This is a genomic window from Vibrio ishigakensis, from assembly GCF_024347675.1.
Classification (GTDB): domain Bacteria; phylum Pseudomonadota; class Gammaproteobacteria; order Enterobacterales; family Vibrionaceae; genus Vibrio; species Vibrio ishigakensis.
The window spans coordinates 946,207-961,988 of sequence record NZ_AP024881.1 but is presented as its reverse complement, the minus strand read 5'-3'; the positions used below and the strand labels follow the sequence as shown (position 1 = coordinate 961,988).

At 43.8% G+C, this 15,782-nt stretch carries 12 protein-coding genes; 9 read left to right on the top strand and 3 right to left on the bottom strand.

Annotated features, from left to right (window positions below; genetic code table 11):
• The first annotated feature begins 1 nt into the window (after position 1).
• The 6 genes from Pcarn_RS04555 to Pcarn_RS04530 all read left to right on the top strand — a co-directional run bounded on the left by Pcarn_RS04555 (position 2) and on the right by Pcarn_RS04530 (position 8,247).
• Entirely contained in the window at positions 2–2,236 is a 2,235-nt protein-coding gene (locus tag Pcarn_RS04555) for a response regulator (RefSeq protein WP_261835202.1), read from the top strand.
• Positions 2,211–3,623 carry a TolC family protein gene (locus tag Pcarn_RS04550; protein ID WP_261835201.1) on the top strand — a complete coding sequence of 471 codons (1,413 nt, stop codon included), beginning with the start codon at positions 2,211–2,213 and terminating at the stop codon, positions 3,621–3,623. The genes Pcarn_RS04555 and Pcarn_RS04550 overlap by 26 nt, the downstream gene beginning before the upstream one ends.
• 1 nt (position 3,624) lies before the next feature.
• Entirely contained in the window at positions 3,625–5,217 is a 1,593-nt protein-coding gene (locus Pcarn_RS04545; protein ID WP_261835200.1) for an ATP-binding cassette domain-containing protein, read from the top strand.
• On the top strand, positions 5,214–7,352 hold the full coding sequence (locus tag Pcarn_RS04540) for an ATP-binding cassette domain-containing protein (protein ID WP_261835199.1): 2,139 nt from the start codon (positions 5,214–5,216) through the stop codon (positions 7,350–7,352). Before Pcarn_RS04545 ends, Pcarn_RS04540 begins: the two co-directional genes overlap by 4 nt.
• A gap of 135 nt (positions 7,353–7,487) precedes the next feature.
• A complete protein-coding gene (locus Pcarn_RS04535) occupies positions 7,488–7,838 on the top strand; it encodes a hypothetical protein (protein ID WP_261835198.1) in 351 nt (116 codons plus the stop codon).
• A gap of 82 nt (positions 7,839–7,920) precedes the next feature.
• The gene (locus Pcarn_RS04530; protein ID WP_261835197.1) at positions 7,921–8,247 is read left to right on the top strand and encodes a hypothetical protein; all 327 of its coding nucleotides are present in this window, start codon (positions 7,921–7,923) and stop codon (positions 8,245–8,247) included.
• Between the two features lie 28 nt (positions 8,248–8,275).
• Here Pcarn_RS04530 and Pcarn_RS04525 read toward each other — a convergent pair whose 3' ends face one another.
• The 3 genes from Pcarn_RS04525 to Pcarn_RS04515 form a co-directional block, all read right to left on the bottom strand.
• Positions 8,276–8,650: a hypothetical protein gene (locus Pcarn_RS04525; protein WP_261835196.1), complete on the bottom strand. Its 375-nt coding sequence runs from the start codon at positions 8,648–8,650 to the stop codon at positions 8,276–8,278.
• 141 nt (positions 8,651–8,791) lie between these two features.
• The gene (locus tag Pcarn_RS04520; RefSeq protein ID WP_261835195.1) at positions 8,792–9,673 is read right to left on the bottom strand and encodes a sigma-70 family RNA polymerase sigma factor; all 882 of its coding nucleotides are present in this window, start codon (positions 9,671–9,673) and stop codon (positions 8,792–8,794) included.
• Positions 9,674–9,961: 288 nt separating this feature from the next.
• Positions 9,962–11,962 carry an EAL domain-containing protein gene (locus tag Pcarn_RS04515; protein ID WP_261835194.1) on the bottom strand — a complete coding sequence of 667 codons (2,001 nt, stop codon included), beginning with the start codon at positions 11,960–11,962 and terminating at the stop codon, positions 9,962–9,964.
• A 105-nt stretch (positions 11,963–12,067) separates the two neighbouring features.
• Between Pcarn_RS04515 and Pcarn_RS04510 the strand changes: the two genes are divergently transcribed.
• Genes Pcarn_RS04510 through Pcarn_RS04500 form a run of 3 tightly spaced genes read left to right on the top strand, consistent with a single transcriptional unit; the run spans position 12,068 to position 15,765 of the window.
• A complete protein-coding gene (locus Pcarn_RS04510) occupies positions 12,068–14,413 on the top strand; it encodes a PAS domain S-box protein (RefSeq protein ID WP_261835193.1) in 2,346 nt (781 codons plus the stop codon).
• Positions 14,414–14,434: 21 nt separating this feature from the next.
• Positions 14,435–14,887 (top strand): response regulator, encoded by a 453-nt coding sequence (locus tag Pcarn_RS04505; RefSeq protein WP_261835192.1) that lies wholly within the window; start codon positions 14,435–14,437, stop codon positions 14,885–14,887.
• On the top strand, positions 14,884–15,765 hold the full coding sequence (locus Pcarn_RS04500; RefSeq protein WP_261835191.1) for a GGDEF domain-containing response regulator: 882 nt from the start codon (positions 14,884–14,886) through the stop codon (positions 15,763–15,765). Before Pcarn_RS04505 ends, Pcarn_RS04500 begins: the two co-directional genes overlap by 4 nt.
• Positions 15,766–15,782 lie beyond the last annotated feature (17 nt).

Below are 15,782 nucleotides of genomic sequence, written 5' to 3'. Positions count from 1 at the left end.
TATGATGACAAAAACGAGCAAGGTTCGGATCCCTGCTTTTAAAGTCAGCCTGCTGATACTGCTTTCTGTCATTTTGGTCTGCTCCGTTATCTTCTGGAGCCGACTACAGATTGGCACACTTAAAGACATAGACTCGCTGCCAATCGTGGTTGCGAGTAAAAATCTGAATCGTGATATCTCCAATACGCTGGATTACTTGAGTTTCTGCATCGATAGCAACTCCTGCCAACAAACCGCTAGCAAAACCAGTGAAATAGTCACTTCACTGCGCGATTTCGAATCTGAGGCGGCGACCGACAAAAAGCATCTGAGCTTAGTGGGCTCTCTTGAGTACACCAACCTATTGTTATCAATCAATAAATTCAATGCTATCCCGTCACCGAGTAGCGCAGACAAACAAAAGCTGTTTTTCGACCTTTCCAAGTTGCTATTGGTAATAGACCAGAACAACGACCGCTTAATACGAACCCATATTGAGGCCTATGTCAGTGAGCGTGATAAGAAGCTGTATGTGATCATCAACATCATTGGCGTGCTTTCATTTTTACTGCTTACCGTTACCCTGCTGACATTATTTAGCGTTAGAAAAACCAAGCAAAAGAACAGTACGCTCAACAAGAAGATCGATCGTTTAGCCGAAGATATAAAGACAGAGCGCATCGACTACATAGAAGAGCGATTGACCAGCCTAGAGCTGGACAATTCGGAGCGCGCCATCTTCTCAAGTGTTCTTAAAAGCTACAAAGAACGAGACTCTTTGGAGGCCAATGCAGATTTGTATCGCCACCTTTATGGGTTAATTGGATACGAGATCCGCGGCCTTACCAACACCATCAAGGGTGGGGTTAACTTTCTGGTGCAAGATACAGAGAACGAGAGTATCGCCATGGCGCGAGACATTACCTCGGCCACCAAAACCTTGTCTGATTTGGCGGAGAACTATAACCAGCTTATCTCCAACACCAATTCAAACAGCAACAAGAACTTCTCTTTCCCTACTCTGGTGTCGGAATTGGCCATATTGGTCTCAACCAAGACCCAAAGGAGTCAGCAGAAGTTTGAATGTAAGATCTCTCAAGACCTACCCAATATCGTGTTTGGTAACGCCACCAGCCTGTTTTGGGTTCTGTTCCTGCAGATCTCAAATGCCATCAAGATCCGTGAAGATAAAAGCATCCTTATGGTCATCGACTCCACCAAACAGTCTGACATTGAGTGGACCAAGACCAATATCGAGATCTATTTCCTTACCAGCTTTGATAACAACCTAAAGAAGATTGAGTCGCTATTTTGGAGTGAAGAGTCGAAAGAAAACTCAGAGAACTGGACCAAAACTATACTCAGGGATTTCAAAGACTTCAGCCTGAATTGGTTTAGCTCTGGGAGACAAGAGCGACTTAACATTCAGTTTATGCAAAAGACCAACTCCTTTTGCAAAGTTGACCACAGCTTGGAAGAAAGCCGTTTCCTTATCTGCGCCGGCTCGGTGCTGAAAACTAACATCTTGGCCGACATGCTTGAGGGGCATGGCGCGAGCGTCGACATCATAGAAAAGCCCAACGATATATTGAGCAAGCTAAAAGGCAGCGACAGCTTTGATTACGATGCCGTTCTGATTGGCGACGACTTGGAAGGAATAAGGATGCAGCCCTACAGCAAGATCCTAGCTTCCATGCTCAAAAAAGAGGGTAAGACCAAGCTCTTTGTCTCTGTCAGCACCACTCAAACGGCGCAGGAATTAAATGGCTTGGTAGATAAAACCTTCTTTGCTCCGCACATAGAACACGAGTTCATCCCAGCTCTGTCTGAGGCCCTTTCAGAAGAGTCTGAAGAGGTGACCGAAGAGAAAATGGACATATTGATCGTTGAAGACGACAAGGTTCAGCAATTCCTGCTCAAGCAAATCTTAGTGAAGAACGAGCTTGAGGCTAGCACGGTCAATGATGGTTCTGAAGCGGTTGAATACGTGAAAAACAACAGCTGCGAAATCATCTTTATGGACTGCATCATGCCGGGAATGGGAGGCATAGAGGCAACTCGGATTATACGAAGCTATGAAAGGCAAACTAAGCAGAAACGTCCATGCACCATCATAGGTGCGACCGCACTCACCAGTGCCAGCGAACATAAGGCCTGTATCGATGCGGGAATGGATTTTGTAATTAGCAAACCCTACAAAAAAGACGAAATATTAAAGGCAATTAAGAAGTATGCAGCGATTCAGAAGTTGGCCTAGGTTTAACCGTTTCATACCACTGATTCCCCTAACCTTTGGGTTTGCCGGGAACAGTTTCGCCAATGACATTGCACAGGTAATAGAGCTTGCGCTAAACAACAATCTTGAAATAGCGGCGAGTAAGCTCAGTATCGAAGAGAGTGAAGCCGACTTAGGCGTCAGTCGTTCCAAATTCCTGCCCTCTTTGACGGGTGCCGCCGATACCACATGGAATGAGAATAAGACCGACCTACGCACAGTCCCAGATACCAAGAGCGAATATAACTCACACAGCTATAGCCTCTCCTTTAGTCAGTCCATCTTTAATCTGAGCGATATCTTTGCTCACGGCACCTCCAAGCTCAACTTTTCCGTAGCCGAGGTCAATCACGACATCAAAGTCAAAGAGGTGATTGAGTCCACGGCCATAGACTACTTTGAATACCTAAAGAATCGCGCCCAACTCAATGCTACTGTTGCGGAGTTGCAGTCCTCTTCTTCTCGCTATGATCAGATGAAGCGAAACGTGGAGTTGGGCAACGTTGCAGGCAGTGAACTCTACGAGGTTCTTGCGCAAAAAGAAGGGATAGCTAACCGCCTTAGGAGCCTAAAAAAAGACCGGGATGTGGTATTAAATCGACTCAACTCTGCGGTGCAATATCCAGTGACTCCTATGCAGGACCTCAAGCCTGAGGTGCTGTTTGATGTGATTGCGGATATGAAACAAGATGAGTTGATTGAGGATGCCATCAAATACAACAACAGTGTGCTGGTATCTAAACTCGAGGTGAAGATTGCCAAGCGCAGTCTCCAAGAGAGTGGCGCAGACTTTCTGCCTAGCGTGTCGGTTACCGGCAGTTATCGAAACGACGACAGCAACAACTACGATAGGACTGACCTTACCGCCACCGGTAAAAGCGAATCCATGACATTAGGTCTAAACCTATCTGTGCCGATTATTTCTGGTGGTTCAAACTACTACTCCTACAGCAAGAACAGCACCACACTCGAGCGAAGACAGATATTACTTGAGAACACCTTTGTTCAAACCCGAGACAGCACCTACCAAACCATACTCAACATCAATGACCTGTCTCAGGCTATCTCTACCTTTGAGACCATTATCAAGGCGAACTACTCATCCTATAAAGGCATCCAGAGAGCGTACCAGCTTGGCACGCGAACCATTACCGACCTGCTGGCGGCCGAAACCAAGCTGTTTAACAGCCTCAGGGACTATCAAAACGCACGCTATGACTATGTGATCGAGTCGATAAAGCTAGAGCGTTTGATCGGCACTCTAAACATAGAAAGCATCAGCAAGATCATGGGCATGATGATCAACATCGACCAGTTAGATAAGGACTATATAGTTCCGCCGCATCTGATCAAGGATATTAGGAAATAGTATGCAGACGCCCTATTTAACCCAGAAGATCAGCCTGCCAGATAAGCTCTATCTGGCGCTGTCGACCATAATGACCACGTTATTGGGGCTAGTGCTTCCATTTTCTATCCTGATCATATTTGACCGAGTGCTGCCGAATCAAGCAAAGGACACCCTCTTCCTGCTTTTTGCCATCATACTCTTAGCCATAGTGTTGGATTATCAGCTCAAGAAACAAGAAGAGCACATCATCAATAGCATCATGAAGCGCTTTGAAAGCAATCTGACCACTAAGGTGTTTAACTCAATTTGCCTCTCCAAAATATCCAGATTTCAACAGCTAGAACCCGGTGAATACCTTGAGCGGATCTCAACCATAGATGAAATGAAGTCGTTTTTTGGCGGTGAATCGGTCAAGTCGTTCATAAACATCTGTATCAGCTTGGTCACTATATTGATCATTGGGTTTATCAACCTAGGCGCTGGCGCCACTCTGATTATCGCCTCGCTGATTCTGGCCTTCAGCGCCAACTACATTGCCAACAAAAAGATATCTGTGCTCGAGGTTAAATCCGATGTAGAAGGGGTAACTCAATCCAAGATCATTGAGATCGTCTCTATGCCTTTGGATAACAAATCCAGAACCATGGAGCACAGGCTCGAATCCATCATGACGGCCATGATTGAAGAGCGTGAAGAGCAAAGCATCAACTATGAGAAACTCGAATCTGAGTTCAACCTGATACTCTCTCTTATTCAGCAACTCTCCATTGCCGCAGTAGTGGTACTGCTAGCCAAAGCGGTTATCAATCTTGAAGCGAGCCAAGGCATCATGGCTGCGGTTATCATGCTCACCAACCGCTACTTCGCTCCTTATCAGCAAGTAATGCGTACCTTGAGCCGATGGAAGCTTAACAGCAGCCAGATAGAGCGCATCGCTGAGGTCATGTCTCTGCATAGTAATCCATCGGCTAGGTCTGAGTTCATCCGTATGGAAAATCTGTCGATTAAGACCCGCCAAAACAAACGCATCGAATTCAATTGTGGGCATATTTACGTCATGCGTGGCAACAGCGCCAGTGGCAAGACTCACCTCACCTCTTGCCTAACCCAAGACCGATTGGATGACTCTCTATCCATCACCTGTAACGACCGTCCGATTACAGAATATGACTATATGTCGTGGCGAGAAAGCGTAGCGCACATCAACCGTCACAGTCGCTTTGTAGAGGGCACCATCATAGAAAACATCACCTGTTTCCGTAGCTCTAAAAACAACGAGGCCTTTGCCGTGTGTGAGTCTCTTGGTGTTAAGTCTGAGGTGGATTCATTGACCAGCGGTTTCTACACCCAGTTCAGTGGCAATAAACAAGTGCCCTTCTCGAGACAAACCTATTACGCGCTATTAGTGGTGCGGGCCATAGTCAGCGGAAAAGAGCTGATAGTTTTGGACGATGTAGACAACGTCTATTCCGAGAGTTTTCTCTCGAATCTGGTGACAACCCTTACCACTAAATCTAACAACAATATTGTCATCATCATCAGCAATAACCTCTCACAGAAACAGAGCCGAAATCTAAAACAGATCAATCTCTCCAAGGAACATATCGAATGAGTATTCTGGTAGATTTTAAGAACATTACCCAGAGGCTACTGGACTTTGATTCACAAATACTCCAGCACAGGTATCAACAAGCGCCTCTGCTGCGCGGTATTGCCTACACCCTCATCGCCTGTGAATGGGAGGGTTCACCCGATATTCTGTCCGATGTGTATATGCCGGATGCGGAAAATCGCGTCTCTTATCTGCAAACCCTAGAGCGTCTTGGGTATCAATGTGAAGAGCATCATCTTGATATAACGCAGTTAGAGCAGAAGGACATAAACCTGCCTGCCTATATTGAAACTGGAGAGCTCAGCGCTATCTTACTCAGCGTTGAGGGCACAATGGCCAGTATCTATGACTTCAAGAACCACAACACCATTGTTCTGGATCTTGTCGGCCAACCGGTAACCTTGGTCAGCATCTCTGAATACTCGCGTATCTTTCGCGAACCGGCGCCTGAGTCTCAAGATAAAAGCAACTGGCTTAAATACACCTTTTATCGCTACAACAGTGAGTTAAAAAGCTTGGTTTTCTTGAGCTTTATGATCAGTGTATTTGGCGCACTGCAGCCATTTTTCATCATGAGTGTATACAACTTCGCGCTCTCTTCGAGCTCTGAAAGCACTCTCTACTGGCTAACCCTGTTTGCCATCTTGGTTGGCCTAATGGAATATCTGTTTAAGAAGATGCGGGTCAACATACTGGCGACATCAGGTAAAGACTTGGCGGTGCATATCTCACGCAATGTGGTCGGCAAACTGCTATGGCTCCCGTACGCCATGACCTCTCGCGCGGGCGTCTCTTCCCAGCTTGCTCGATTAAAGGATATCGACCAGTTCCGTAAGCTAGTGACCGCTGAGTCCACTCTCAGCTATTTCGATATGCCCTTTGTGATAGTGTTTATTCTGGCTATCGCAATCATGTCTGGTACTGCAGCCCTAACCGTTCTCGCTGGCCTAGTGCTGATGTTCGTATTCTGTGTTTACTCTAGATACATCTATACCCAGGCGACTTCAAAGAGCTCACGCGCAAATGCCATGGTCTCTTATCAATGGAACGAGGTGCTGCGCAGCATCCATACCATTCAGGGCCTGCCTTTGCTACGCGTGATGCAAACCCGCTTCTCTGCCTCTCACAAACAGAGTAGCAATGACGCCGAGTCCGTTGCCAAGGTAAACAGTCGAGTACAGGCACTGGGTGGTGGCTTGATACAAGCGATAGGTACCGCCAGTATTGTCACTGCCGTAATTGGAGTTATGGACGGCACCTCGGATGCAGGTGCTATGCTGGCGACTGTAATCTTAGTGTGGAAAGCCCTTGGCCCTATCATGGGCATCTACAACTCCATCGCTAAGTTCCAATCTCTTAAGGCTGCTGGCGCTCAGATCAACAACCTGATGAGCCTAGAAGATGACCGAAGTAACTTGGAGCACAGTCCGCCTATCCGCCGCTTTGATGGCTATTTAATAGGCAGCGGTGTGACCCACAGGCACATGGGTGCCACTGACGGCCTAACCAATCTCGGCTTTAAGATTGGCCCAGGTGATAAGGTATCTATCGTAGGGCCTTCAGGCTGCGGAAAAACCACGCTTCTGAGTATCATTGCTGGCCTAGAAGACCGCTATCAAGGCGCTGTGTATCTTGATGGCTATAACATCAAACAGTTTAATAACTATCGGTATCGAAAAGGGATCAACTACATCCCATTTGAACTCAACTTTTATAAGGGTTCGCTGAGGTCTAACTTTGTACTGCATAATGGCATATTGCCTGAAAAGCTAATGCTAAAGTACATCCGCTTCTTTGAGTTGGAGGAGTGGTTCCCAAAGGGTCTAGACACAGACCTAACTACCGAGTTTACCCAAAGCCTGCCAAACGGTATCTCCCAGAGATTACGCTTGGTCCTTGGTCTGTGCGGCAACAGCAGTAACCTCATTATCATTGACGAGCCTTTATGTGGCAGCGCTCATGAAAATGCTAGCTATCTTAACCAGCTGTTCACCGAAGAGCTTAGAGATTCCACCGTAATCTATTCGACCAATGAACCTAGCTTAGTGGTATCTTCCAATCTATGCCTGATGCTTGAGCCTGACGGCTCCCAAAAGTACTTTGGATTCCCCGATAAGGTAATTTCTTCATTATAAGGTTAAGAATCGAGTAGCAATTTTATGCGTATACAGGTATTAATAATCACTAAGTCGACTTATTTGCACACTAGTAAAATTTTAAAGAAGCCATTGTTCAACTATAGTTATTCAAGGTTTTAACAGAGTACATTTATGATCAAACCCGTTTCCATCCAAGGTTATCTTCAAGACTTTAACCAACAAAGCTTCACCGTTTCTGACGAGGAAAGGGACATCATTGAGGTTATTCATATTTGGTATACTGAAGGCTTTAAAATCTTGAGCGAACTGAAAGGCATAGAGATCGCCAACAAAGAGCAATACCTGCAGATCCAAGAAAACCTAGTCGAAAAATATGACCTCACCCTCTTGTCTCTTTTGAACAATAAACACTATCGAACGGCCTTCGAAAACATCTTGCAAAAACTCAAACGTGACGATGCCAAAGTGCATCTAGAAAACCTACTCCTACTCGCCAGCGCATCTAAGAATTCTCTCCAGTAAACACTTGAATAATTAATTTGAAATTGCTGCTATAACTCCTAACCTACTCTCGACAAAGTGAAGCAAAAGTTAGGGAAGGCTTATGATAGACGTGGATAAACTTTCAGAAACGTTCGATGGCGATGATGAGGTAGTGACTATGATACTGTCACTCTATCTCGACGAAAATGCTGATATTGGAGATAAACTGGTTGGCTTGCATCAAGAGAGCAATCTTGGGGAGTTGTACAGTTTGGCGCATACGCTTTCAGGCACACTGAGTAATCTTTGTGAAGAAGAAACCTCGTCCCTTCTCAAGACTGTAGAGCTTGATGCCAACGGTGGTAAACAGTCAGATAAAGCGGTTATTGATGAAATAAACATCAACCTATCCAAAATAGAAGAACAGATTACCCTCTACCTATCCTAGAGAATCTTTATCAGTTAATAACCAAGCTCTAGTGAACTCGGTTATTAACTGGCACTCGCACCTGGGCGTCACATCTCAAGATAAGATATTCTAGATATTTCTTTTCAAAGGATTTTTCCGGCCAGCTTGAAACTAGCCTTTTTGTCGCAAGCCCATAAATATCGTCTTTAAGCAGCGTTTTAAGTGTGGCGTTGTTTTTTCTTAGGTTCTTTATCGCCTGTTGGAAGCCCAAATTGTTCTCACAACCAAAAATCGGTGACAGGCCATAAAGTTTCCAATCCCTCAGCACCTCACTCATTACTTTCTCTTCTTCAACAAATGCAGTGTCAGTATTGGCAATAAAGTAGTGTTCTCGGTCAATGACTTTCCACGAGCGCACCCGGACGAGATTATCTTTAGACATATGTTAACCCTCTATTCAGAGAGCATACTAGGAGTTAATCTCGGTGATTCAAATATAAATCACCGACTATTTTTCAAACAAAAAGCACTCACAAAAATGCCCATCTAATCGACGGGCATTGTTTTATTCTTGAACAGATGCTTAGTCCCAACCGTCAAAACTGAGCTTGCTCTTAAGTTTCTGCAAACCCTCTTTTTGAAGTTGCCGGATTCTTTCCTTAGAGAGCTGATAGTCGTCACTTAGATCGGCGAGCGTCTCACGCTCTTGGCCGAATAGACCATAACGACGAACGATGATATCTCGATGTTTAGGAGATAAGGTATCCACCAACTTCTCCAAACTCTGCATCAATTGAGTGCTCTCATGCAGGCCCGAAGGGCTCTGGGATACAGGCTCTGGGATCTCTTCAAGCTCATATTGACTGCGTTCTTTTAACTGCGCTGTAGCTCGGCAATCTATATGAGAGGTGCTAGTCATGAGATCACTCATCTCATCGATGGACAGGTTCTCCTGACTCGCCACCTCTTTCAGCGTTGGCACACGCTGCAACTCGTTCGAGGCCCGCTTTGCTGCTTTAGAGAGCTTACTGATCTCTTTTTGTACATGAATAGGGATGCGCACTGTCCGACTATGGTTCATTAGATAAGATTCGATGCTTTCTCTTATCCACCATACGGCGTAGGTTGAAAAGCGATAGCCCAACTCAGGGTCGAAACGATCGATAGCCTTCATTAGCCCTATATTGCCCTCATCAATAAGATCGAGGAGGTTGTTCGAGGCGTTGCCTCTGTTTACGTATTTACGCGCAATCTTCACCACCAACCGGAGGTTAGTTTCAATCAAGATTTGTCGCGCATCAAAATCGCCCGCACGGGCTAGGCGTGAATAATAGATCTCTTGATCCGGCTCAAGCAGTTCAATCCCTGTTATGTCTTGAACGTACTTTACGTAGGGGTCGGGGGTTGTCGCATTCACACGTGTCTCGAGGCTAGCCTTGCCTTCGAAATCAGCCTTGTCAACCATAAGTCGCTCCATAACCATATGACGTTGAGTCGGACGCCTTCATTTCTTTGATGAATGTCATTCCGATAAAAATAACATTAGCGTCAATTATGGTTGAATTCAAACCTTATGAGTTGCGTTTCATGGCAATGCGAAATTACTTACGATATTTGGGGTCAATCTCCTACTTTAGTGGTAAAAATTAGCGAATTTTCATGCAGTTTACATAATTAAATAATATAAGCAGACCAAAAAAGATATAAGTCTCTCCTGTTAATTTCACTCTGTCACTTGCTTACTTATTCGCTGTTAACTTACATTCTGATACGCCAGATCCAAGTTACTATCCACCTGGATAAGATCATTCACCTCATCTACCTCCATAATTGCTTCCATAGAAAGCGGCTTGGAAAATAAATAGCCTTGCACAAAATCCACATCGAATTCTTTGAGTATCTCCAACTCTTCATTACATTCGACACCTTCAGCAACCACAGAGATACCCAGTTCGTGTGACAGTTCCACTAGCATTTTTACCGCAAAGTATTTTTGTCTCACCTGGTGAATATCTTGAATAAAGTTTCGGTCAATTTTGAGTACATCAAACTGGAAATCATTGAAGTAGCTGAACGATGAATTACCTGTACCAAAATCATCAACAAATACCTGTACTCCCTTGTTTCGTATAGTGTTGATTAAATTGGAATTATTCAACGAATTGGCAAAATAACTGCTCTCAGTTATCTCAATACCTACTTGGTTTGGCTTATTAGTAGAAGTTTGAATTAGATTGAAAAGATCGCTGAGATATTGCAGCCCATGCTCTTCATCGAGCAAAGAGCAGTTTACTGATAACTGCACCTCATCCTCGCATCTAGACAAAATCCTTTGAAAGTAACTCATCGCCTTTTCACAAACCAACTTATCTAAGGTGTGTACCACACCGAGCCTCTCAGCGGCCAATACCATCTCTTGAACACCGAACTCTTGCGCTAACTGTGGGAAGCGACATAGGGCCTCAAATTTAGCTATTCTCCCCGTACGAAGGGAAACAACAGGCTGGAAGTGAACATCAAGTTGACGGGTACGAATCACGTTCACCACTAAAGCCTCTAAGCGACGACGTCTGTACGACTCTTTATAGACTTCTTGATCGAACAGATTGAACTTTGCCGTCTCAGTATCATGAGTATCTAATGCCAGCAAAGAGTTAGTGATGGTCTCGTCTATGCTAGAGGAATCAATTCCCAGTAGGTCGATACCTACTTTACCGTTAAGAACACTTCGATAGATCTTATCTTCAACCTCTCCTCTAAGCTTGCGCTTGAAGCGCCTCACCATTCGCGATAATCCACCCATGGCGAGCAGATCGTCCATATTTGCTTCGACCAAAACCACAAAGACTCCTTCACCGAAATAGCCAATGTTGTCACTCTGGTACATATTTTTAAGACCCAATGCGAGGCTAACTTGGTTCCTATCACGGTTAGTGGCATTGAAATCCGGTAATAGAGATATACACATGTAGCATACATCTGGAGCGACATTTTCTTTTGCTCGCTTACGAAACTCCTTGGCATTCGCAACGTCCACATCCTTTATTGTGTAGTCATAGTTTGCCACAGTCTTGTAATTTTTATTTCCTGCCAGAAGGGTCCATCGAAATGCATAGAAGGTATCTCGCTCGTTTAGGCTGAATTTGACTACCTCAAGATCATGCAACAAAAAGTTGTCTATCGCATCTTTGGATAAAAATAATCCACTCCAACGATTAGCGTTGACAAGTTCTTGCTTAATTTCAGCGAAAATATGTTCATTATTTACGCCAACTAGTACTTGAGCAATATTATTACCAATATATCCGGAGCCATTAATTTTAAAGGTACTTTGAAACACCTTATTTGACATGAGTATGTCGAATTTTTCATTAGTAATTACAACACTTTTCCTAACATCACTTAATAGTGCATTGAAGGCGACCTTGGACTCAAATAATAAAGGAATTTTTGAAATCAGTTCAAACTGACCTCTTCGCTTTGAACCAGAAGGTGAATATCCTGATAATTTATAAGTTAATCGATATCCATTGTAATCGCTTATCTCTACAACACTTTTTAATTCATTAGTATTAGATTTAGTAAATTGGCTCAACAAGTGGTCTTGATAATCTTCAGAGATATAGACTTTGACGAACCTTTCAACTGCGCGAAACGGCACTGCCTTAGATGGTTGATTGGGAGTGCTGAACGTAAACATGTTCGATTCGACGTCATATTCCCAAATGAGCAAGTTACTTCCAATGATGTCCATATAACAAACCTTCCTACTCTACTGACTGATAAGATAGAAGGGCTAAACTGGGTTTCAAATTTATTTTTAAGACATACTCAAGCTATTGAAGACTCGGTTTTTTTCATGAATACTGAACCTATTCATAGTCACGAAAAGTATCCAATGGACAGAGATAAGAGCAACTATCTAGAGCAGGAATTCTATGAACTTTTGAAGCACGACAATAGGTTTTTTGAGCTAATGCAAAGTCGCTCGATAGACGGTATCTCATACTCCAACCTGGATGGAAGCAAAGATGCTTGGTTTAGCTCCAGCCTGATCAATCTACTGCATTATGAAACTGAAGAATCCCCAACTTCGATGCATTGGCTCTCTCAGCGGGTTCACCCTCAAGATCTTGATACATATAACAAATTACAACAAATCCAATTTGAGAATCCTAGTATCCCATACGAGACAACTCTGAGTTTTATCGGGGAAAATGCAACTGCCATCAAGCTACAGATGAGCAACTTCACTATTGAGAGTGAAGGCAATGCGAAACGACTGCTCTCCTTTTACTCCAAACAAATTTCCGATTACTCGAATACATCCCCAATTGCAGCGTCCAATCGGCTATCAGATGAAGAGGGTAGCCAATTTTTATTTGAGCATTCCCGTATCGGTCTTGGCTTCCTATACAACGATGAAACCTGGGGAAGCGTTAACCAAGAGTTATGTAAGATACTAGAACAAAGTGACGATCAGTTAATTGGTCAGGCTTTCCATAAAATATTCTCTGAAGTTGAACGATACCAATCTCACAAAATGTTCAATACCCTATATGAAGGGAAATATAAAACTATAGTTTTCGAGAAAAAAATATTAACCGATAACCATAAATGTAAATGGTTAAAGGTAACACTATGCTTTATATCCGAACATCTTCGCTCTAAGTTTAGGTTTATGATAAATGTGGAAGATATTTCAGAGCATAGGCATTTAGAGAATAAGTTGAGAAGCAAAGAAAAATACTACCGCCAGTATTTTGACCTTGGTTTAGTGGGTATGGGGTTTTGTGACCACAAGCTATCAATTAAAGAGTCAAACTCTAAGCTACGCTCGATATTTGAGCTCAACCACGAATATATAAACAAAGAAAACTGGTTATCTCTCTTTACCGAAGCAACAAGAAGAAAGATAAAGCAGGGGTTCCAGTCCCTGTCTGAGGGAACCATAGGGCAATATTCTGACAAGCTCAGTTTGGTCACCTGGAAAGGAACGCCCAAAACCATATCTATATCAGTGACTCTGAATACCAGCCTCTTGCATGAAGATCAGCATTTTATACTCTTCATAGAAGACATCACTAAAGAGACATTGAACATAAAAGAGAAGGAGCGAACCCTAGAGAAACTCCGAAATGCCGAGTCTATCGCCAAGGTAGGTAACTGGAGCTATCGAATATCGGATAAGACCATTGAGTGGTCAAAAGAGCTGTGGCGTATCTTTGGAAGAGAAAAAACCGAATTAACCTATGAGCTATTTGTAACTTGGATTCGCCCAGATTATCAAGAGTTTCACAATCATATGGTGGGTCAAATGTTACGGATGAAGCCTGGTGATCGCTTCCCTAAGTTTACCTACCCTATCGTCACTGCAAGCGGCGAAGAAAAATGGGTACAGGTGTTTCTTGAAGGTAAATTCGATATTGGGAACCAGATGACGGAACTGTTTGGCGTGGTCATGGATATCAGTGATAACTACAAACGCACCATAGCAATCCAAAAACTAAATACCGAGTTGACCCGCTCCAATGCTGAACTCGAACGCTTTGCCTACGTTGCCTCCCATGACCTCAAGGCACCGCTAAGAGCCATAAAAAACCTCTCCTCTTGGATAGAAGAAGACATCGAAGAGATTGCCAGTGATGATACTAAGAGTCACCTCAGCTTGCTCGGCAGTCGAATCGAGCGTATGGAAGGTATGCTTGAGGGATTACTGCAATATGCTCGAGTGAGCACCCGTTCCTTTGAAACTACGACTCTAAATCTTGAAAAAGAGCTTGATGATATCTGGTCATTGTTGGGGGCTGATAAACATATCGATTTCATTAAGCACCTTGATGTGGACCAGGTATCTGTGCCTAACACCCCCTTCTTGCTGGTTTTGAACAATCTTATTAGCAACAGCATCAAGCATGGTGATAACGAGTTAACCAAGATAGAGGTGAGTGCTGCAATGAATGAAGAAAACAACTACTACCATATAGAAGTAAGCGATGATGGCCCTGGCATTCCAACAAGGTTTCACGATAAAGTTTTTGAACTGTTTCAAAGCCTTAAGCCAAAAGACGAAATTGAGGGTAGCGGTCTAGGCTTATCCATGGTTCAGCGGGTGGTAGAACAATATAAAGGCAGTGTAGAGCTTGATTCCAACCCAGATATTACAAGAGGGACAACTGTTCGCTTCAGTTGGCCTTGTAACTAGAGACAAAGGAAGGTGAAAGTTATGTCTGTAACTCCCTCTAACGTAAAGATAGTTCTGGTCGATGATGATTACGTCGACACTGAGTGTGTAAAGCGATCGCTCAAGAAACTAGAGGTGCCCAATCCTCTACTCGTTGCGAAAGATGGCTTGGAAGCGCTCGAAATGCTGTATGACGAAGATGGAAAGCTGTGTTCAGATGGTCCTTTTTTCATGCTTTTGGACATCAACATGCCACGCCTAAACGGTCTAGAGTTGCTTGAAGAGCTTAAAAGCCGAGGTGATTTAAACAAGTTTGTGGTGTTTATCCTCACATCTTCATCTCTTGAAGAGGATATAGCTAAAGCTTATACCTATAATATTGTTGGTTATATTATAAAGAAAAACGCCGGAAACTCTTTCATAGACGCAGTTGAGCTAGCCAAGAATTATCTGAACATAATTGAATTTAAGCCAAAGGAAGGCCTAAAACTATGAAAGTACTAGTCATAGATGATGACGTTGTCGACCGTGAAGCCATTTCACGTGCACTACGTAAATACCCCGATCTACAAATTGAACACGCAGAAAACAGTGTTTCTGCGCTCATAGCCCTTGAGTGCTCCGAGTTCGACTGTATCTTGCTCGACTATCTACTACCCGACTGTAATGGTATCGAGCTGCTCACGCAAATAAATCAGATTTCAGAATCGCGATTACCGCCTGTGATCATGCTAACCGGTCAAGGCAATGAAAAAGTTGCTGTCGAGGCGATGAAGTTCGGTGTCCACGACTACATCACCAAGGATGATTTCACCTCTGATACCATTTACAAGGTGATCAATCAGGCCATAAAACAGAGACAGGATGCTGACAAGCAACAGCAACTACAAAGAGATATAGAACAGGCCTCATTGAGAGACCCAATAACTGGGTTAGGAAATCAATATCTGTTCAACAATGACTTCGACCTTGCGGTGAATAAATATCGGGCCAACGGACGAGCCTTTAGCGTTATCACCATACGCCTAACAAACTCTGAACAACTGCTTCAAGAGCACGGTGACAAGGTGTACGAGACAGGACTTAAGATCTTTGCTAACCGTCTGAGGGCTTATCGCAACACCGATCATTACTATTGTTTCTACAACGGCCACTTCTACGGAATATTACCCAACGTCGACGAAAACAATAAGGCGTTAAAATTCGTGCAAGCTTTCTATGCGGCGCTGATGCAAGATATCACGGTAGCGAACAGTAAACTTCGCTTTAACTTTGCCATGACCACTGCCATCTACCCGTTCGACGGTATAACTCGTGATGACATCATGAAGTACCTAGATACCGCGCTTCAAAACTCCCTCACCTATCACTAATAGCCTCAGAGTCGGTA